The sequence below is a fragment of the Bacillus sp. AFS037270 genome, assembly GCF_002585305.1.
On the sequence record NZ_NUNF01000002.1, the window covers coordinates 1 to 19,246 of the forward strand.

The following is a 19,246-nucleotide window of genomic DNA, read 5'->3' on the forward strand; positions in this document are numbered from 1 at the left end:
CCAGAGGAACCGCCCCCGCCGCCTCGCGACCCTCCACCTCCACCGCCTCCGCCTCGTCCACCACCACGGGATAGAATGGAGAGGAGTAAGTAGGTAAGGGTACCTCCGAAAAATTTAAAGTCAAGGAAGACGACAACCAATACGATGATAATAATCAACCAGGATGGGATGCCGGTTCCTTCATTTTTTGGCGCCGTTTTTTGTCCACTTTCACCGTTATATTCGGCCATGACTTCCTTGGCGAGTGCTTTGTAAGTTTCCGTTACGGCTTGGTTGGGCTTGTTATTTTTTAAAAAAGGTATAGCATATTGATCTAAGATTCTTCCGGCTTTCGCATCGGGAATTCTTCCTTCGAGACCATACCCGACCTCAATCCGGATTTTGTGTTCCTTCATCGATAAAACAAGGAGGATACCATTGTCCTCTTTTTCGCTGCCAATTCCGTATTGGCGAAATGCCTCATTCGCATATTCTTCAATGGTTCTGTCACCAATACTATCAACGGTCAACACAGCAACCTGTGCGGTTGTCTGATCTTCAATGTTTCTGCCTAAGTTGATTAGTTCTGCTCTTTCTGTTTCGTTTAGGACATGAGCAAAATCTTGTACATAGATATCTCCGACGGGAGCAGGTATTTGGACATCCTCAGCAAGTGCACGGGCTGCACACAGAAATAATGTGGTAAAAACCAATAGAAGGCTGAAGATCCGTTTCGCTTTCATTACCCGTTGCCTCCAAAGTCAACTTTGGGAGCTTCTTGGGCTTGTGGGTCTGCTTTGAAGTATTCTTTTTCGTCAAAACCTCCGATTCCTGCAATAATCGAGCCCGGGAATCTTTTTACTTTTTTATTGAATTCCGCTACTTGTTCATTGTAATCCTTTCGTGCGACAGCAATTCTGTTTTCGGTTCCGGCTAGTTCATCCATTAGCTGGGTAAATTGCTGGTCTGCCTTAAGGTTAGGATAGTTTTCAACGACGACGAGCAAGCGGCTTAGTGCACCGGATAATTGATCGTTAGCGGTTGCTTCTTCTTCGGGGGTTTTTGCTCCGGCAAGCTTTGCACGTGCATCTGAGATGGAGGCAATGACTTCTTTTTCATGTGCTGCATAGCCTTTTACTGTATTGACTAAGTTCGGTATTAAATCTAGCCTTCGTTGGAGTTGATTTTCAATTTGAGCATGCGACTGATTTACGTCTTCTTCTAGATTGACAAAGCTGTTATAGCTGGACATAAACATGAGGCCAAAGATAACAATGACAGCGACCACAATTCCTAATCCTAACCAACCTTTTTTCAATCTAATCACGTCCTTTCTCACTTATAGTATATATCACTTGGTAAATAAGTTCCCTATTTAAGCCATTTAAAAACTTACCTATAAATCCATTTAATTAAACGTTTGATTAGTTTTGCTGCTGAATTAATTAAACGTTTGATTATTTTTTTTCATTCGCCAATCCAATTGAATTTAAGAATTTGTTAAGCTCCTTATGGCATAATAAAACCATTGTAAAACCTTTGTCACTAAAGGCTTTTCTCCAACTAATCAATCGTTTGATTAATTTTTATTTATGAGATGTCCGAATAAAAATAGCATTTTATGTCAATCAGAATTATGAAACCTTTAGTGGGCTTAGCCGTATATATATGTATCTTTACGAATTTCGTACCTACAATAAAAACTATAAAAGACGGGGAGATATAAATTGGGATTATACATTTTACAAATTGGACAGTATGCTTTTGAAATTTATTATTGGCTTATCTTAATATCAATTTTTGGCTCCTGGTTTCCACAATTTCAATCAACAAAGATTGGGATGTGGATCTCAAAGCTCGTCGAACCATATTTAGGCTTCTTTAGGCGGTTCATCCCTCCACTTGGGCCTATTGATATTTCACCTATTGTCGCTATATTCGTTTTTAGATATATAACAGGATTTGCTCTAGAAGGACTGCGACAGTCATTGAATGTAATTGGTGTGTGATTTTCTCTAACCTACATTAAAAAAAACCCGAATAAGGTGCACTAATTAAAGAAGTGATCCTTATTCGGGTTTTTTATTCACTTATTCATTAACCGTTTTTACACTGGTTTTAGAGGTTTCTTTATACTGCTGGACCGGGGTAATTGGTTCTTCACCATTTAATACTTTCACCATATTATCAACTGCAAGATTAGCCATCCTCATTCTTGTTTTAACACTTGCACTTCCAATGTGAGGCAAGGTAACAACATTGGATAAGGATAACAATGGATGATCCATTGTTACTGGTTCTTGTTCAAAGACATCTAAACCGGCACCCCAAATATCACCATTCCTCAAGGCTTCATATAATGCTTCCTCATCTACGATCCCACCTCTTGCAGTGTTGATGAGGATGGCATTCGGTTTCATCAGAGATAATTCCTCTTTACTAATAAGATGATGTACCTCCGCACTATATGGAAGCATGAGGCAAACGTAATCGGATTGCTGCAATAAATCCTTTAATTCTACGTAATTAATACCTAGCTCACGTTCTTTATCTTGCTTTCGCGTACGATTATAATAAAGAACATTCATATCAAATCCCTTTGCCCGCTTGACAAGGGCCTCTCCAATTCTTCCTAACCCAATAATTCCTAAGGTGGCACCATATATATCTTGTCCAGTAAACTCCATCAAAGACCATGCTCCCCACTTTCCGCTGCGCAAGACATCGGAGGCATTTACGACTCTTCGGGCAGCTGCCATTAAAAGCGCAAACGTTAAATCGGCCGTGGTTTCCGTTAGGACGCCAGGTGTGTTGGTTACAATAATTCCCTTTCTTGCTGCTGCTTGAAGGTCGATATTGTTATATCCTACCGCTACGTTACTAATTATCTTTAAATGCTTGGCTTTAGCTATGACTTCTTCATCTATCTTTTCTGTCAATAAGCAAATAAGACCGTCGATATTTTCTATTTCTTTCAGTAAAATGTCCCTTGGGACAGGGATATTTTCTTCTCCCCACATTTTCACATTGAAATAATGTGAAAGTTTATCAATTATTTCCTCGGGCAGCTTTCTTGTAATATACACGGTACTTTTCAACTAAATCTCCACCTTTTTATTAGAAATATGTACTTTACACGAGTAGTAAATTAAAAAATAAAAAAAGGGCACTGGATAATTCCCATGCCCTATGTGATTGACGTGTTAAATTGAGATCGTTTATGTTTAATAATTAAGCTTTTAAAAAATCCGTAGCTTTTAATCTTGTGCAGGTTCTTTTAAGGTCGTGATAATTATGAAACCAAGTACTAACAATACTGCAAAGAATCCAAAGGCAATATTGTAATTACCTGTTGCATCAAGAATTGCACCAACGATCATCGGAGAAAAGAATCCACCCAGGTTACCACCGCTGTTGACAGTTGCAATAGCAACTGGGAAAGTATTTCGGTTAGTTAATCCCATTGGATAAGCGGTAAATGCAGGCCAGCCAATGTTAAGGAAGAAACCTGCCAACCCTAGGCTAAGAGATACAAGTGTTGCGTTGTCTGGGATGTTAATAACGACTAGCATCATAATGGCTGTAGCGATAGCAGTAATTAACATCGTTGGTTTACGCCTTTTTAAAAATACTTTGTCAGAGATAAAGCCGCCTAAAAGCGCGCCAATTAATCCTCCAATTGCAGGGGTCGATGCAACAAATCCCATTTTCATAAAAGAGTAGCCTTTTGCATTAACCAGATACATAGGGACCCATGTCAACATACCGTATAATACACTGTTCATTAAGAAATAAGTAAGCGTATTACCCCAAATGTTCCAAGAAGTAAAAACTTTTTTGGGAGTACTAATTATTTCAATTTTCTGATATCTTATCGCCTTATCAAGCCAGCCAAGTGACCTTTGTTCCCCAGCTGCTTCAACCCTAACTTCTTCTTGGCGAATATATTCTAACTCAGCTTTTGATACCTTTGAGCTGTCTTCAGGCTTTGTTCGAACTACTAAGTACCAGACGAGAGCAATAACTAAACCAGGGATGGCAAACCAGTAAAACACATAACGCCAACCGAATGACATGGCAATCGCAGCCGCGATAATCGGTACAAAGATTGGAGCAAGCTGTGTAGAAGCAATATAAATACCTGTTGCAGTCGCTTTTTCTTTTGCCGGGAACCAATGGTTAATCGTAGTTGACATACTTACCGGTACAGGACCCTCTGCCAAACCTAATAGTAAACGAAGTAAAATCAAAAGTGCAGCACCTGAAACTGTTCCGAGTAAGAAGGTAACAACCGAAAAAGCAATAACGGCAAGAGCCACTACTCCACGAGTTCCTTTTTTGCCAAGTAAAAACCCTGCTGGAATCTGCGAACAGGCATATCCTAAGAAGAAGAAACTTGAGATCGCCCCTGCCTGGAAATTGTTAAGAGCAAAATCCTCTTTAATAAATGGGAGTACTACACCGATATTCGTACGGTCTGCATAACAAACAATGTATACCAAAAAAATAAGCGAAAGAACTAACCAACGATAGCCTGTCTTTTTCTTTAGTGCAAGACCTGCACTGATCTTAGATTCAGGTAAAGACATCCCATATCCCCCGTTCGATTAAAAATATTTTTTTAATATCACTTCAGAAAAAATTTCTTATCCTACTGTAAGGGTTTTCATTTTTTATTAAATAATAACCGCTTGATCCTCCTCAATTTTTTCGCCAGTCTCAGAACTTCGCCTAGCACTCAAGGCAAAAAATGATTTTAAAGAAGGATATAACTCATTAAACACTTTATATAATTCGTCATAGATTCTTAGATGACTCTGCTCTGGCTGTAGTGTGTATATTGTGTTATTACAAATTTCTTTTGCGGCATATTCCAAAGAAGAAAAATAACCAATCACCGTGCCAGCAAGTAAACAAGTTCCTAATACACCGGTCTCGGAAACATCTTTAATATGAACGCTTTTGTTTAATACATTGGCTTTGATTTGGGCCCATTCTCGATTTTTCGCCCCTCCGCCAATAGATTGGTAGCTTTCCACTTGAAGCTGATACTTTGTTTCAATAATTTCATTAATTTGTTTTAGACCAAAAGAGCATCCCTCTAAAACAGCTCGAAACATGTCTGCTTTCGTTGTGTTTAAATGAATACCAGCAAATACGCCTCTTGCATTTGAATCCCAAATCGGCGCACGTTCCCCTTGCATGTATGGCAGAAAAAATACACCGCCCGCACCAGGAATCGACTGTTTGCACAAATCCTCCAATATAGCTTTCGAATGGCCTTCCGGTTTCAAAAATTGCTCATAGAACCATTGAATAGCTGCACCAGGGAACGACATTGCTCCATGTGATAACCAGCGATTTTTTATAACATGACATCTATTTAAGAAACGCTTATCCAAAAGCTCCGTTTGATCTGTACAAACTGTAAATACATTAGAGGTTCCTACTGATTCAAACATTTCATTGACACCAATGCCGAGCGCGGCTGCAGAGCATGATGTGTCTGCTGCACCGGCAATGACCGGAATCTGATTAGATGAAATAAACGGATGCATATATTCTCCAACAATCGAACAAGGATCAACAACATCAGGAAGCTTATCACGATCGATGCCAACTTTCTCATAAATATCTGTCGACCATTGATAGTTTTCTACATCATATATGCCCGTGAAGGAGCTTTGCGTCCAATCCATCACAAAGTTTCCTGTTAATTTGTGTAATATGAAAGTAGAAAGGTTTCCCCATTTATATGTTTGGGCATACAGCTCTGGGTGATGGTTTTTGAACCACAAATGAGTTGTTACCGTATACATTCCAGGCTCTAAACGGTTTTTCGTCACTTTGAACAATAGCTCTTCGCTGACTTGATTTTTGATCCAGTCCGCTTCCTCTTTACTTCTTTGGTCCAAATACAATATCCCTGGATATAGAGGTTTACCGCTTTCATTTAAAAAGACCGAACTATTACAAAAAGTAGAAAGAGAGATTGCCTCTACCTTGCCTTCAGCTTCTACCTGCTGCCATACTTTTAAAAGTAATGTTTTTGTTTTATTCCAAATGTCCTCTAGATCAATTTCTACCCATCCCATTTTAGGGTAAAGAAGAGAATAGGGTTGATATTCAAGAAACCCTAATTCTCCTTCTCTATTCATTGCTCCAACTTTAATTCCGCTTGTCCCAATATCAATTCCAATAATGTGAGACATGGCTCATCACCCTCTATACAGTTACTGGTGAATTCATTAATTCGTTATAAAGCTCCAGTGTTTCTTTTACTGTTCCTTTATTATGGATAATGTTTTTAAATGCTGTAACAACAGCTGTTGGATTAGGATTGTTCCAAACGATTCTTCCAAAGGTGATTCCGACACCGCCAGCATCAATAACATCGTATACCATTTGGAAATAGTCTTCAATATTATTTCCGTTATCACCACCTGCCACAACGACCTTTCCTGGAGTAGAAGCGACGACCTTAGCGAAGGTTTCTGGATTGCCAGTATACTTTGTTTTGACGATATCTACTCCAAGCTCTGCGCCTGCACGAACAGCGTAAGCTACATGCTTCCAATTATTCTTGTCATCCTCTGGGATTTGATTTCCTCTTGGATAAATGTGGGCAATCATTGGCAAACCTTGAGCTGCCGCTTGACCGGCAATTATTCCAAGATTTCTTAGCTGTTCTGGCTGGTCCTCTCCACCAACAATACATCCCATGGAAACAGCATCAGCTCCCAAACGAACTGCCTCATCTACTTCAGTAACCCATGCATCATAATTTGGCTGCCAAGGTGAGAACGTAGAGCATTTCAAAATAAAGCCTGTTTTTCCTGCATGCGGACGGTAACACATATCAGCAATTCCTTTATGCATGGTAATTGCATCAGGTGCGCCTGCAACGATTTCATCCAACTTACGCTGAATTGGCATAAGTTCTTCAAAAATCCCCCGTGCCATTGCTTGGTCAACTGCAACTGCTAATAGTTTCCCAGACTTTTGGTTTAATAGACGATTCATACGAATTTCTTTACCTAAAAATGCCATAATAAAACACTCCTATTCTCATATTCATAGTTTTTTTATTGAGTAATAACAGTCTTCATACCATTTCCATTTTTTACATCCATGATCGCCCTCTCAATATCATCAAGAGTGTAACCAGTTGTGGTAATTACCTCTGTATTAATCTGACCAGAAGCAATTAGTGATAGTGATTTATGATAGTCTGCTCTTGTTAGAGCAGATGTTCCATTGATAGTAATTTCATTGTAATGAATGACGTTTGGATCGATTTCCGACATAACATCCTTCGTAAATCCGGCGAAAAGATTTAATGTACCGCCCTTTTTTAATAGATTCGAACAAGAGTTAACTAAGAACGGAACACCTATTGCCATGATGACAACATCGGCACCCAGCCCTTCTGTTTCACTTAACACGATATCTACTAATGATTCAATATCAGGGTTTACAGCGTAGTCAGCTCCTGCAAGGAGTGCTTTATCACGGCGATGACCAATTGGCTCACTCAAAATAACCGTACTTGCTCCTGCAATTTTCGCTAATTGAACATGCATTAATCCGATTGGTCCGCCTCCAATAACCACAACAACGTCGCCTATTTTGACATTAGCCTTTCTTTGACCATTGATGCAGCAAGCAAGCGGCTCTGTAATAACGGCCTGTTCAAAGGTAAGATGATCCGGGATTTTCACTAAATTCCCCGCTTCGAGAGCTGCGCTAGGAATCCTTACATATTCCGCAAAACCACCATCAAACTCATATCCAATCGCTGTACGGTTTGCGCAGACATTTTCTCTGCCATTTAAACAGTAGTAACACTTCCTGCACGGAATAACAGGCATTACTCCCACTCGATCTCCTGCAAAAAAGCCTTTCACTTGACTGCCAACTTCTTCAATTGTGCCAACAAGCTCATGACCAATAACTGAAGGGGTCCTCACACCCTTAGTCTTTTTTCCTTCAAAAATACGGACATCTGTGCCACATACAGCACTGGCATTAACTCTAACAAGTACCTCATGTTCATTTATTTCCGGCTTTTTTACCTCTTCAAGCTTCAGTTCATTTGGTCCATGAAATACAGCTGCTCTCATAACTCCTTTGCTCCTTTTAAGGTTAGTGTGGTTTTTTGTGAAGGAAATTTCCTTCATTATTTTTATAAAAAAAATAGAAGATAATTTCCTCTATTCTTTTATTTAAACCAGTTTATCCATGCTAGAAGAAAATCTTAGTGAATTTTGGAACCGAATTCACCTTTTTAGGGAACTTGACTATGCTTGCTTTATAAATCATAAAGAGTGTAGATTGAATTTTCTAAAAACTTATTTACAAACACATCATATCACGTGATGGTAATTTCCTTCAACATTTATTTTAAAAAAAGTGAAACTTTTTTTCTGAAATCCCTTACAGTTTTTTGTCTATGGTGGATTTACGTGTTTTCTGGAGGTTGCTGTAATACAATTCATATTGCTGGTTGGCAACCGCAGCAACTAAAATATCAATGATAGTTAATTGAGCAATTCTTGAAGAAATCGCATCGGTTCGAAACAATGTTTCATTTGAAGCTGTTTGCAAGACGATATCCGATATTTTCGTAATGGGCGATTTTGATGAATTTGTAATACAAATTATCGTTGCCCCCGCTTCTTTAGCTAACTTCAGAGCTGCTAAAACATCTGTATTGGAACCGGTATGGGAAATTCCAATCACAACATCTTGATTTGTGAGCACACTGGCTGACATAGCTTGCAAAATTGTATCGTTATAAGCAAATGATTTAATCCCTAATTTTAATAGCTTGTGGTGTGCATCTAATGCTACCGTTCCTGATCCGCCTGTTCCATAAAACTCAATGAAACGAGCATTTGAAATGGCATCCACAGCCTTCCTTAGTTCCTCATCATTACAAACCTCAATAGAATCGTATAGCGCTTGAATGTTTGACTGAAATACCTTCTTTTTAATCATGACGACGTCGTCACCTTTTTCAATAACTTCATGAATCTGCTTTTCCGGGGCGATGACTTCCTTTGCCAAATTTATCTTCAAATCTTGGAATCCTTTATAACCAAGCCTTTTACATAATCGGACAACAGACGATTCACTTGTTTCACTTCTTTCAGCTACTTCCGTAATGGAAAGATGTATAATCTCGTCCTGGTTTTGTTCGATAAACTCGATAATTTTTTTCTCCGAATCCCGAAGCCTTGACATGGCGGCATTTATTCTAGTGAAAAAACCTGGATTTGTATTTACGTTCAATTCGCTCATTGACGTTCCTCTACTTTCCCTTTCATTTTTGTCTATTTTCTATTTTATAATAATTATTTAACAATTTTCTACTTGATTTTATTTATTTAAAACGAAAACAAACATTTACGTCCAACAAGAAACAGAATTCTCTCTTCACTGAACTTAAATTTCCGACGGTAACTTCAGTCTTAAAAAATAAACTCCAGGTCTTCTAATTAAACGTTTGATTAGTTTTCAAGTTACAGTTCAATCGTATATTGTTGGTTATTTTCGCCGTTCTTCGAAAAGGCTCTTTCTATATATTGAAGCTTCGTCCCTGTCATTAACATCACCGTTGAACTTCTCGTTCCATAATGCTTACTCTCAATAAACAAGGGCGAAAGCAGCCGCTCCCATTCCAATGTAACCCCTGTACTTGGAAGAGCCTCATCCGGGGCGGGATCCGCATTTTGCAGAAGGGCAAACAACGCTTCTGCCATCCCATCGTTTTTCTCACTTATTATTCGTGCCAAACCTTCCCTCCCTTTTTCCACCTTCGGCCAGCTGCTATTTAATAAATGGTTACTCACTCCATATATACCTGGAGTTAGTTTTTCCAGTTTTCCGCCGACATTAGAGTAATAATATAAATCGTGCCCATCCCCTGCTAATAAGTTATAGCCGGGATACAAGTGATTATGCGCTTCAAGTTTTTTCATATACTCTTCCATATTCCCTTTATATATCAAGGCATCAGCCACTAATTCTCCTCGTGAACGTTTTCCCTCCGTTGCTTCCTTGGGATCGCGGTAATTAGTCAATGCCGCAAAGCGCCCGCTCGTTGTCACTCCCATCCAGGTGCCCATTTTTTCTAGGTCCCGTCCTGCAAGGATTTCAGGCTGGTCCTCCCAAAAGTGTGCCGGAGCAGTCGGCCGTTGATAAAATTCATCACGATTAGCCGCGACAATTAGTTGATACTCCTCATGAACACGATAGGCAAACAGAATCAAACACATGACCATCACACTCTTTCCAAAAAATAAACTAATACTAAATAGCCTTCCCATTTCATAATTCGTCACATTCTCAACAAAAACCTTTAACAAGTCCTACGACTTAATAATAGTGCCTGTCACCTATATTACGCTCAATGACGTAATAATCGTGACTGCACAGATTGAATGGTGAAAGGACCGAATTTTTTTTGTGGTTTTGAGGAAAATAATCTTGTTTGAAGGATGAATAGGAGGTTGTTTTATGTCTGAGCTTGAGCCAATTGAGTATGAGACGGGCACAGCGATTCGTGATTATGACATTATCCAAATAACTCAAACCGAGAATGGGTACGAGGTCCTGCTAGATGTGAATTTAGACAGCGGCTACTCTTTAGCGAGAACAAAATTGGATATTACGCATGAAGATTTACAAGGCTATGAAACCAATGAAATAGAAGAAGGCATTAAATATGCGTTGGGATTTTTTTCATAAGGGAAAACTGTAAATTTAAACCAAATGTCCCCGACCTTTTTTATAAGAGCGGGGATCCTTTCTTTCTTTATACTACTAAACGAATTTGGTTTCCTGCAGGGTCTTTTGTGAAGTAAAAGGTTCCTTCCTTCTTTAGAGGAGCTCCAATTTGCTCTAGTTGCCTCATGACTTTCTCTCTTGCCTCTTTATTTGGGAAGACGAGGGAATACCAATTTAAACCAACACTATTTTCCGGAGGTGTCGGGGCTCCTGATCCCTGCCAAGTATTGACAGCAACATGATGGTGGTACCTGCCTGAAGATAGAAATACCGCTTGCGGATAGTAACTCACAACCTCAAAGCCAATACCCTTTGTATAAAATTCTTTTGCTTTTTCTAAATCGCCTACATGGAGATGAATATGCCCCATAATTGTCCCGGGTGGAAGACCTTTCCACTCAGCACCACTCTCTGCTAGAATCCCTTCTCCATCCAGCTGTTCAGTGGCCATTTCCACTAAATCGTTTTTCCAAGTCCACTCAGAAGACGGACGGTCCCGATAAACTTCGATCCCATTACCATCAGGATCATTCAGATACAAAGCCTCACTAACATAATGATCAGCTGCTCCTAGCGGGTACCCTGTCAAGATTAAGTGGCGTAAAAAGTCCCCTAAGTCGGCACGCGTTGGAAGTAATATCGCAAAATGGTACAAACCTGACATGTGCTCTTGTTTCGTAATGACATCCACTGGTTCTTCCAGCGTTAACAGCGGAGTTTGTCCGTCAGCGGTTAGAACCGCTTTCCGTTCACTTTGCTCCAATAGTTGAAGACCGATAATATTTTGATAAAACGTAACAGAATAATCTAGATTTTTTACTTTTATATTAACCTCACCAACATAAATATTTGGCCCTTGATGAAACTGATCCATGTTCATCCCATCCTTTTTTCTTTTATTAACAAAACAATGATTATTATTATAGGGTTTAATTGGATTTCATTAATTATTCATTTTGAACATCTTAAGTGTACCTTGTATTTATCTTGAATTCAAGTATTATAATTTAAGTGTATTTTTGCCTATTAACTAAAACTAACACAGTCTTAACACTCTCTTTACACTACGTTTAGAAAAAATCCATCATCCGCTAATACAATAGAGTTAACAAAGTATTGGAGGGATTGGATGAAGGTTACGGTTGCTGGAGCAGGGTATGTAGGATTGGTCACTAGTGCTTGTTTAGCAGAGCTGGGCCACGAGGTGACATGCATTGATATTCAAAAAGAGAAAATTGATATCCTGGAAAGCGGACGTTCCCCCATCTATGAGCCTGGGTTAGAGTCGCTTTTAGAGAAAAATTTACATAACAAACAGCTGAATTTCACCATGAATCCGTATGATGCATACTCAAAAGCTGAGCTGATTTTCATTGCAGTTGGTACCCCAGAACAACATGACGGTTCAGCAGACCTAAAATACATTCATGTGGTTGCCCATACAATTGCTCACTATATTGAACAGGATGTCATTGTGTGCACAAAAAGTACTGTTCCAGTAGGTACGAACGAGCTCATTCAACAAATCATTGACAGCAGAAAACCTCCTAACCTTCAAGCAGATGTAGTTGCTAATCCCGGATTTCTTCGTGAGGGTACTGCCATTATTGATTTTTTTCATGAAGACCGTATCGTGATCGGCACCAGTGACCCCAAAGTGGCAGCCTTTATGGAACATTTTTACCAGCCGTTGCAGATCCCAATTTTCAAAACGGACATTCGAAGTGCCGAAATAATTAAATATGCTTCCAATGCTTTTTTAGCAACAAAAATTAATTTTATTAATGAAATCGCCAGCATTTGTGAAAATGCTGGGGCTAACATAGAGGAAGTAGCAAATGCATTAGGGCTGGACAAACGGATTGGTCCTCATTTTCTTAATTGCAGCATAACGAAACAAATTAGGTATTATGAAAAAAACAATAAATATTGATGGCCGTAATTGTTACCCACTTCAGGCCAATCACAGTTTCCGATAACGTATCGACCTGTAGGGAGACCTGACATTACTATTGTAAACTGATGGAGGGGAAGTGACATGATGAAAATAATCCATGCGGTTTACGGATTTGAATGCCGTCTGCTGCAACGAGTGAATCGACATTACGATAAAAAGCTGTTAAATCTATTCTTCCGAATTATTACACAGTTTGGAGGAGCAGACATCACCATCGCCGCTGCCTTCCTCCTTATCATAATCTCTTCAGGTGAACCTAGGTTAACCGCCATTAGCAGCGCTCTTGCATTATCGGCAAGTCATATCCCAGTCCATATCATAAAACAGCTGTTTCCACGAAAAAGACCTTATTTGATAATAGAAAGTACCAAGTTTCCAGCAAATCCTTTACAAGATCATTCATTCCCTTCAGGGCATACAACGGCCATTTTTTCCGTTGTAACCCCCTATATCTTAGCCGTTCCGCAACTTGCATTTGTGCTAATTCCTTTAGGAACGTGTGTAGGGATATCTAGAATTTATTTAGGACTTCACTATCCTTCTGATATCCTTGCTGGCGGCATGCTTGGGACCATCACCGGTGTTATTTGTTTTTGTTTGTTATGTTTGTAAGCTAGGAATGTTAGGAGGGATGGTATGAGAATTGCCATTTTCACTGATATTTTTATTGATACACGCTTAGATAAGTGTAAACATTAAAAAAGGTGACAGGCACCGCGTAAAGACACTGTCCTTTCTACAAGGACAACGCGCAGTGCCTGTCACTATTTTTAGGCTTCTACAATATTGGGCTGTGCATAGGTCTCCTCGTCGAATTCTCCTGTTGCTTTGCTTGTGAGGACACCTGCTGTCATTGCCCCACTGACGTTTAACGCTGTCCGTCCCATGTCAATCAGAGGCTCAACTGAAATGAGCAGGCCGACGATTGCAATTGGAAGGTTCATGACCGATAAGACAATTAAGGCGGCAAACGTGGCCCCGCCGCCAACTCCGGCAACGCCAAATGAGCTAATAGCTACAACTAGAATAAGTGTCACAATAAAGGATAGGCTTGTCGGGTCAATCCCGGCACTTGGAGCCACCATCACCGCTAACATCGCTGGATAAATGCCAGCACAGCCATTCTGGCCGATTGTTAAACCAAATGACCCAGCAAAATTGGCGATTCCTTCTGAAACCCCTAGATCCTTAGTTTGGGTTTTAATGGTCATTGGCAATGTTCCTGCACTTGTACGTGAAGTGAACGCAAATGTTAAGGTCGGGAGTCCCTTCGTCACATATCTAAACGGATTCAATTTTACCAATGATAAGAAGAGCAGATGCACAAGGAACATGATGATCAGTGCCACATAGGAGGCTACCACAAACTTTCCTAGTTTTACTATAGCCTCATAATCACTTGTTGCTGTTACTTTTGTGATAATCGCAAGAATTCCATAAGGTGTCAGGCGCAGGATGATGGTGACAACCCTCATGATAATTGAGTAAAGGGTGTCAATGATCTTAGCGAAAAACTCAGCAGGTCCCGGGTCCTTTCGTTTAACCCCAAGGTAGGCAATCCCAATAAAAGCAGCAAAGATGACAACCGCAATCGTAGAAGTTGCCCTCGCACCTGTTAAATCCTGAAATGGATTACTTGGAACTAATTCGATGATTTGCTGGGGCAGGGTCATATTTTCAATTCCTGCAGCCCTTTCTGCTAATTGATCATTTCGTGCCTTTTCGGCATCTCCCTGGGTAAGCTGGATGCCATCGAGACCAAAGCCTAATGCCGAGCCAATCCCAATCGCTGCAGAGATAGCTGTTGTTCCAAGCAAGATACCAATGACAAGGAAACTGATCTTCCCAATATTCTTAGTCAATTTGAGCTTTGTGAATGCCCCGACAATCGAAATAAAGACGAGCGGCATCACAACCATTTGGAGTAGTTTTATATATCCGATCCCCACAATGTTAAACCAATCAATGGATGTGGTGGTCACTTCATGTGTGGTTCCGTATATCAAATGAATAAGATAACCAAAAATAATACCTAAACCCAAAGCCGTGAAGACTCGTTTAGAAAATGACACATGCTTTTTTTGCATCATAAATAAACCAAACATAAGCAATAGTAAAACAGCGATATTTACAATGATCATAACGGTATTCATCGTATTCCTCCCCTGTTTCCTTATAGAAAATCCAATTTTCCTATCAGTTAACTCGGAATTACATTCATCTGAACATACTGCTGTTACCCTATCAAACGTTTGATAGTAAATAAATATGCCAAGTTGGTCATTATATACCACCCTCAAACCCTTCAAATATAACAAAGTTTTTAACTTGCAAACATAAAAAAAGGTGACAGGCACCGCCTGTGGACATTGTCCACGGGCGGTGCCTGTCACCCTATTTACTATTTTCAACTTACTAGTGGGAGTTTGATTTCTACTTTGGTTCCTTCGTTTAGTTTGCTTTTGTAGGTAATACTTCCATTGTGTTGTTTCAGGATCTTGTGGCAGATCATGACGCCAAGACCTGTACCTTTTTCTTTTAGGCTGTAGAACGGCTCGCCTAAACGAGGGAGCAGTTCCTCAGGGATACCGAAGCCGTGGTCTTGGATCCAAATCATGCAATTATTTGCTCCGTCTTTGCCCATTCGAATTTGAATATCACCACCAACGGGCATCGCTTCAATCGCATTTTTTATTACGTTTAGGAAAACCTGTTTTAGTTGATTCTTTTCCCCTTTAATAATAAAGGGCCCCCCATCAAGCTTTAAGTCAAACTGAATATTGTTCATATTTGCCTGCGGAGAAAGTAACTCGACTGTATTTACAAGTAAGTCCCCTAGATTTACTTGATCTAACTTCACGGCTTGCGGTTTTCCAAGAGAGAGAAGTTCACTTGTGATCGATTCAATCCGCTCTAGTTCGCTTAAAAGCAAATCATTATATACAATCGAACTATTTTCTGCTTTATATAACTGAACAAAGCCTTTGATTGTTGTCAATGGATTCCGTATCTCATGAGCAACACCTGCGGCCAGCTCCCCGACAATCGATAGCTTTTCCGACTGTAAGAGAACTTCCTCGGATTTTTTCCGCTCTGATATATCCCGGCTGATAATGACAATATTTTCAACAGTATCTTCTTCACCCTTAACAGGCATACACTTAGACTCAAATTCAATCCAGTGTCCATCTTTATGTTTTAATCGAATTTCCACCGATTGGGACTCACTATATTCAAACATTCCCTTAATCACATCTAGAAACATCGGTTTATCATCAGGATGAAGTAACATGAAACATCTATGTTTCTCTAATTCAGAGCATGGATAGCCTAATACATGTTCATGAGAAGGAGAAAGGTAACTAATAGCGTGTTCTTTATTCATCAACATAATAAGGTCTGACGTGTTTTCGGCAATTAACCGATATTTTGCTTCACTTGCTTCCGCTAGTCTGTACATGTCTGACAAACCGCGATTTAACCGGACCAGCTTCTCGTAGGATTCTATAAGTAATACGCCAATAATCACACCCAGCATCACAAACAATAAATACTGAATATGAAATAAGGGTTTATCGCTAAATACATGAAATATGACCGGTACAATGATGATATAAACTGCGACATATGCAGCGTAAAATAAAACGCTTCTTTTCACACAGGAAAGTCGTTTTGTTACAAAGTGAATAATAGATAAAGTAATAATAATAGCCGTCCAGCCGAAAATGGCTGTTGTCCATTGACCACTTTCAAGTAATCTCGTCACTAATGCAAAAATACCTGTAATGATTCCTGGCAACGGGCCGAAGTAGACAAATGTCAAAATGACTGGTGCATAGCGAATATCATAAGAATAGCCTTGCTGCTGAAAGGATAGCTTGATCAAGACAACGGATACGAATCCGGCATAAACCCCAACCCAATAACGCCAATGTCTCATAGGCTTATGATTAATAAATGAACCAATGACTAACGGGGTACTGACCAATAGAGAAAAAATGGAGAGATTAATAATGTAGTCTAAAAGAACCAACGGACTCCCACCCAAACTTTGTCAAATTTACACTTTCTCTCTTATCTTAAACCAGAGTTAGTACTATTTCTATATGGAAGATGCAATTTATTGCAGGACGATCATCCTAATTTTTGTATAAGATAGAGAATCTATTTTATATTATATAACTTACATTTCTCGTAAAATCTTGTTTTGCCTATTTCCAACAATCTTGCTGCTTCCTGCTTATTTCCGTTTGTCACGGTCAGCGCATTTATAATTGCTTCTTTTTCCACTTGAGCCAGTGTTTCCTTTAACGTGGGAATTGACGAAGACAATTTTTCAACAGGTTTTGTGTTAGTAACGGGACTATCAACTTGGCTAGAACTCTGCAATTCTAGTTCGCGTAAATATAATGGAAGATGGAATACTTCAATGGTTTGTCCATCAAGGACATTTATGGCCCGCTCCAACACATTTTCAAGCTCACGAATGTTTCCAGGCCAAGAATGCTCCATTAATCTTTGTTCCACTTCTTTGGAAATTTCAATTCCTGTTCGAAAAAATTTCCGTTCCAGCTTTTTTAATAGACCCATCGATATTAACTTAATATCCTCTTTCCTTTTATTCAAAGAGGGAATTTCAATTTTTATCACATTTAAGCGATAATATAGATCCCGACGGAACTTCCCTTCATCCACCATCTTTTCTAGATCGCGATGTGTAGCGGCGATGATACGGACATCAACAGGAATTGATTTTTGCCCGCCGACCCGCTGGACTTCTTTTTCCTGCAAAACTCTAAGCAGTTTACTTTGCATCGAAAGCGGCATATCGCCGATTTCATCCAGAAAAAGTGTACCATTATTCGCCATTTCAAACTGACCTTTTTTCCCTCCCTTTTTCGCTCCTGTAAAAGCACCATCATCATAACCAAATAGTTCTGATTCTAGAAGATGTTCAGGTATGGACGCACAGTTAATCGCCACAAACGGCAAGGAGGAACGGAGGCTGTGGTTGTGAACGGCATGGGCAAACAATTCCTTTCCTGTACCCGATTCCCCTATTAATAGGACAGAGGAGTTGCTTGCAGAAATTCGCTCCGCCAAATTTTTTGCCGCGAGAAAGGGCTGACTGCTGCCAATTAAATCCTGAAAATAGTATTTACTCTTTAACTCTTTTTCTACTTTAGTTTTATAATATTTTAATTCCTCCACTAAATGCTGAATCTTTGTTTTATACATCCGCCATTCTTCTGGACTGCGAAACATAACCGTCCCAAGGGCCCCCACAAGTTTCCCATCGACGAAAAGAGGGTACCGGTTTGCGATCATTTCACTTCCATTAATGGGATGCAGGGCGGCCAGCTCTTTTTTGCCTGTTTTAGCGACAATATGCATCCTTGAATTTTCAATCACATCCTGAACAGGGCGGTTGATCGCCTCTTCAACAGTTGTTCCTAAAAACTCACAATAGGCTTCATTTATATAGATAATTGTTCCTTCACGGTCGGTCACGACGATTCTTTCCGCTAATAGATTGATAATCTGTTCATGCCAGTTAGTTGGAATCGCTTCCATTCCTCTAGTCATAGATTCACATCCTTGCTGTATTGGATATATTTATTATAACAAAGGATGATTGGGAATAAATAGATTAGGAGATTTTTCATCATAACAGAAAATCCTATCCGATAACGAATAGGATTTTAAAAAATTATTGTGCTGTGTAACCGCCATCCAAAATAACGGCCTGTCCGGTAATTCCTCTTCCTTTATCACTTGCTAAAAAGACTGCATAATCGGCAATTTCCGAAACCGATAATAGTCTTTTTTGTGGAACAAGCGGTAAAAGCACTTCATCAATTACACTTTCTAAACTGACATTTCTTGTTGTGGCGAGGTCAGCTAACTGATTTCTAACGAGCGGTGTATCGACATATCCCGGGCAGAGCGCATTAACGGTAATCCCACTAGTCGCACCTTCTAATGCCGCGACTTTAGTTAATCCGATGACGCCATGCTTTGCACTATTATAGGCAGCCTTTCCAGCAAAACCAATCACCCCATTGATCGACGCCATATTAATCACCCGGCCAAAGCCCTGGTTCTTCATAATCGGGAAGACATTTTTAATGCCAATGAATGGTGCCGTTAACATAATTTTCACTAAGAGTTCAAACTTCTCCGTTGGAAACTCTTCAATCGGTGAAACATATTGCATCCCGGCATTGTTGACTAAAATATCAAGCCGGCCAAAAGTTTTATAGGCTTGGTGAATACTATTTTTAAAGGCTTCCTCGTTTGTTACATCACACGGTGCAGCTATGGCTTCAAAGCCCTGGTCCCTTAATTCTTCTGCCACCTGTTCACTCTTTTCAGCATTTAAATCGGAAATGACTACCTTTGCTCCCTCATGGGCGAAAGTTTTTGCTATTTCTAACCCAATTCCGCTCGCTGACCCGGTAATGAATGCTGTCTTTCCCTCTAGTAACATGCTCATTTATATGTGCCTCCTAATTGCTA

The 19,246-nt window shown here is 39.7% G+C and carries 18 protein-coding genes; 4 read left to right on the forward strand and 14 right to left on the reverse strand.

Features of this window, described 5'->3' with window-relative positions:
* Positions 1-722: TPM domain-containing protein (locus tag COD92_RS00490; protein ID WP_141561061.1), on the reverse strand; the 722-nt coding region annotated here is incomplete at its 3' end.
* Entirely contained in the window at positions 722-1,297 is a 576-nt protein-coding gene (locus COD92_RS00495) for a LemA family protein (RefSeq protein WP_098531076.1), read from the reverse strand. The genes COD92_RS00490 and COD92_RS00495, both read right to left, overlap by 1 nt.
* A gap of 409 nt (positions 1,298-1,706) precedes the next feature.
* On the opposite strand from COD92_RS00495, the gene COD92_RS00500 reads away from it, so the two are divergent.
* A complete protein-coding gene (locus COD92_RS00500) occupies positions 1,707-1,988 on the forward strand; it encodes a YggT family protein (protein WP_098531077.1) in 282 nt (93 codons plus the stop codon).
* A gap of 81 nt (positions 1,989-2,069) precedes the next feature.
* On the opposite strand, the gene COD92_RS00505 is transcribed toward COD92_RS00500, so the two are convergent.
* The 7 genes from COD92_RS00505 to COD92_RS00535 all read right to left on the reverse strand — a co-directional run bounded on the left by COD92_RS00505 (position 2,070) and on the right by COD92_RS00535 (position 10,349).
* Positions 2,070-3,077 carry a 2-hydroxyacid dehydrogenase gene (locus COD92_RS00505; RefSeq protein ID WP_098531078.1) on the reverse strand — a complete coding sequence of 336 codons (1,008 nt, stop codon included), beginning with the start codon at positions 3,075-3,077 and terminating at the stop codon, positions 2,070-2,072.
* A gap of 159 nt (positions 3,078-3,236) precedes the next feature.
* Complete coding sequence (locus COD92_RS00510) at positions 3,237-4,568, reverse strand: MFS transporter (protein WP_098995820.1); 1,332 nt, start codon at positions 4,566-4,568, stop codon at positions 3,237-3,239.
* An 87-nt stretch (positions 4,569-4,655) separates the two neighbouring features.
* Entirely contained in the window at positions 4,656-6,191 is a 1,536-nt protein-coding gene (locus tag COD92_RS00515) for a xylulokinase (protein ID WP_098995821.1), read from the reverse strand.
* 13 nt (positions 6,192-6,204) lie between these two features.
* Positions 6,205-7,029 carry a class I fructose-bisphosphate aldolase gene (locus COD92_RS00520; protein WP_098531081.1) on the reverse strand — a complete coding sequence of 275 codons (825 nt, stop codon included), beginning with the start codon at positions 7,027-7,029 and terminating at the stop codon, positions 6,205-6,207.
* A gap of 35 nt (positions 7,030-7,064) precedes the next feature.
* A complete protein-coding gene (locus tag COD92_RS00525) occupies positions 7,065-8,102 on the reverse strand; it encodes a zinc-dependent dehydrogenase (RefSeq protein ID WP_098531082.1) in 1,038 nt (345 codons plus the stop codon).
* A 313-nt stretch (positions 8,103-8,415) separates the two neighbouring features.
* Positions 8,416-9,282, reverse strand: coding sequence for a MurR/RpiR family transcriptional regulator (locus COD92_RS00530; protein WP_098531083.1), 867 nt, complete (start codon positions 9,280-9,282; stop codon positions 8,416-8,418).
* A gap of 221 nt (positions 9,283-9,503) precedes the next feature.
* Positions 9,504-10,349, reverse strand: coding sequence for an NRDE family protein (locus tag COD92_RS00535; protein WP_369689338.1), 846 nt, complete (start codon positions 10,347-10,349; stop codon positions 9,504-9,506).
* A 151-nt stretch (positions 10,350-10,500) separates the two neighbouring features.
* Here COD92_RS00535 and COD92_RS00540 point away from each other — a divergent pair, with 151 nt between their 5' ends.
* Entirely contained in the window at positions 10,501-10,731 is a 231-nt protein-coding gene (locus COD92_RS00540; RefSeq protein ID WP_098531084.1) for a hypothetical protein, read from the forward strand.
* 67 nt (positions 10,732-10,798) lie between these two features.
* Here the strand turns inward: COD92_RS00540 and COD92_RS00545 are convergent, their stop codons facing one another.
* The gene (locus tag COD92_RS00545) at positions 10,799-11,644 is read right to left on the reverse strand and encodes a VOC family protein (RefSeq protein WP_480254012.1); all 846 of its coding nucleotides are present in this window, start codon (positions 11,642-11,644) and stop codon (positions 10,799-10,801) included.
* Between the two features lie 255 nt (positions 11,645-11,899).
* Here COD92_RS00545 and COD92_RS00550 point away from each other — a divergent pair, with 255 nt between their 5' ends.
* A complete protein-coding gene (locus tag COD92_RS00550; RefSeq protein ID WP_255286682.1) occupies positions 11,900-12,703 on the forward strand; it encodes a UDP-glucose dehydrogenase family protein in 804 nt (267 codons plus the stop codon).
* Between the two features lie 105 nt (positions 12,704-12,808).
* Positions 12,809-13,339, forward strand: a complete 531-nt coding sequence (locus tag COD92_RS00555) for a phosphatase PAP2 family protein (RefSeq protein WP_098531086.1) — start codon at positions 12,809-12,811, stop codon at positions 13,337-13,339.
* 158 nt (positions 13,340-13,497) lie between these two features.
* Here the strand turns inward: COD92_RS00555 and COD92_RS00560 are convergent, their stop codons facing one another.
* From COD92_RS00560 to COD92_RS00575, 4 genes are all read right to left on the reverse strand, one after another.
* Positions 13,498-14,880: an L-cystine transporter gene (locus COD92_RS00560; protein WP_098531087.1), complete on the reverse strand. Its 1,383-nt coding sequence runs from the start codon at positions 14,878-14,880 to the stop codon at positions 13,498-13,500.
* 254 nt (positions 14,881-15,134) lie between these two features.
* On the reverse strand, positions 15,135-16,760 hold the full coding sequence (locus COD92_RS00565) for an ATP-binding protein (RefSeq protein ID WP_098995822.1): 1,626 nt from the start codon (positions 16,758-16,760) through the stop codon (positions 15,135-15,137).
* Positions 16,761-16,891: 131 nt separating this feature from the next.
* Complete coding sequence (locus tag COD92_RS00570; RefSeq protein ID WP_098531089.1) at positions 16,892-18,313, reverse strand: sigma-54 interaction domain-containing protein; 1,422 nt, start codon at positions 18,311-18,313, stop codon at positions 16,892-16,894.
* 124 nt (positions 18,314-18,437) lie between these two features.
* On the reverse strand, positions 18,438-19,223 hold the full coding sequence (locus COD92_RS00575) for a 3-hydroxybutyrate dehydrogenase (RefSeq protein WP_098531090.1): 786 nt from the start codon (positions 19,221-19,223) through the stop codon (positions 18,438-18,440).
* Positions 19,224-19,246: the final 23 nt, after the last annotated feature.

Bases quoted from the DNA above. Each gene is read 5' to 3' on its own strand.
- COD92_RS00515 (WP_098995821.1), bottom strand. From the start codon at position 6,191: ATGTCTCACATTATTGGAATTGATATTGGGACAAGCGGAATTAAAGTT.
- COD92_RS00510 (WP_098995820.1), bottom strand. From the start codon at position 4,568: ATGTCTTTACCTGAATCTAAGATCAGTGCAGGTCTTGCACTAAAGAAA.
- COD92_RS00570 (WP_098531089.1), bottom strand. From the start codon at position 18,313: ATGACTAGAGGAATGGAAGCGATTCCAACTAACTGGCATGAACAGATT.
- COD92_RS00555 (WP_098531086.1), top strand. From the start codon at position 12,809: ATGATGAAAATAATCCATGCGGTTTACGGATTTGAATGCCGTCTGCTG.
- COD92_RS00550 (WP_255286682.1), top strand. From the start codon at position 11,900: ATGAAGGTTACGGTTGCTGGAGCAGGGTATGTAGGATTGGTCACTAGT.
- COD92_RS00520 (WP_098531081.1), bottom strand. From the start codon at position 7,029: ATGGCATTTTTAGGTAAAGAAATTCGTATGAATCGTCTATTAAACCAA.
- COD92_RS00540 (WP_098531084.1), top strand. From the start codon at position 10,501: ATGTCTGAGCTTGAGCCAATTGAGTATGAGACGGGCACAGCGATTCGT.
- COD92_RS00530 (WP_098531083.1), bottom strand. From the start codon at position 9,282: ATGAGCGAATTGAACGTAAATACAAATCCAGGTTTTTTCACTAGAATA.
- COD92_RS00525 (WP_098531082.1), bottom strand. From the start codon at position 8,102: ATGAGAGCAGCTGTATTTCATGGACCAAATGAACTGAAGCTTGAAGAG.
- COD92_RS00575 (WP_098531090.1), bottom strand. From the start codon at position 19,223: ATGAGCATGTTACTAGAGGGAAAGACAGCATTCATTACCGGGTCAGCG.
- COD92_RS00560 (WP_098531087.1), bottom strand. From the start codon at position 14,880: ATGAATACCGTTATGATCATTGTAAATATCGCTGTTTTACTATTGCTT.
- COD92_RS00545 (WP_480254012.1), bottom strand. From the start codon at position 11,644: ATGGATCAGTTTCATCAAGGGCCAAATATTTATGTTGGTGAGGTTAAT.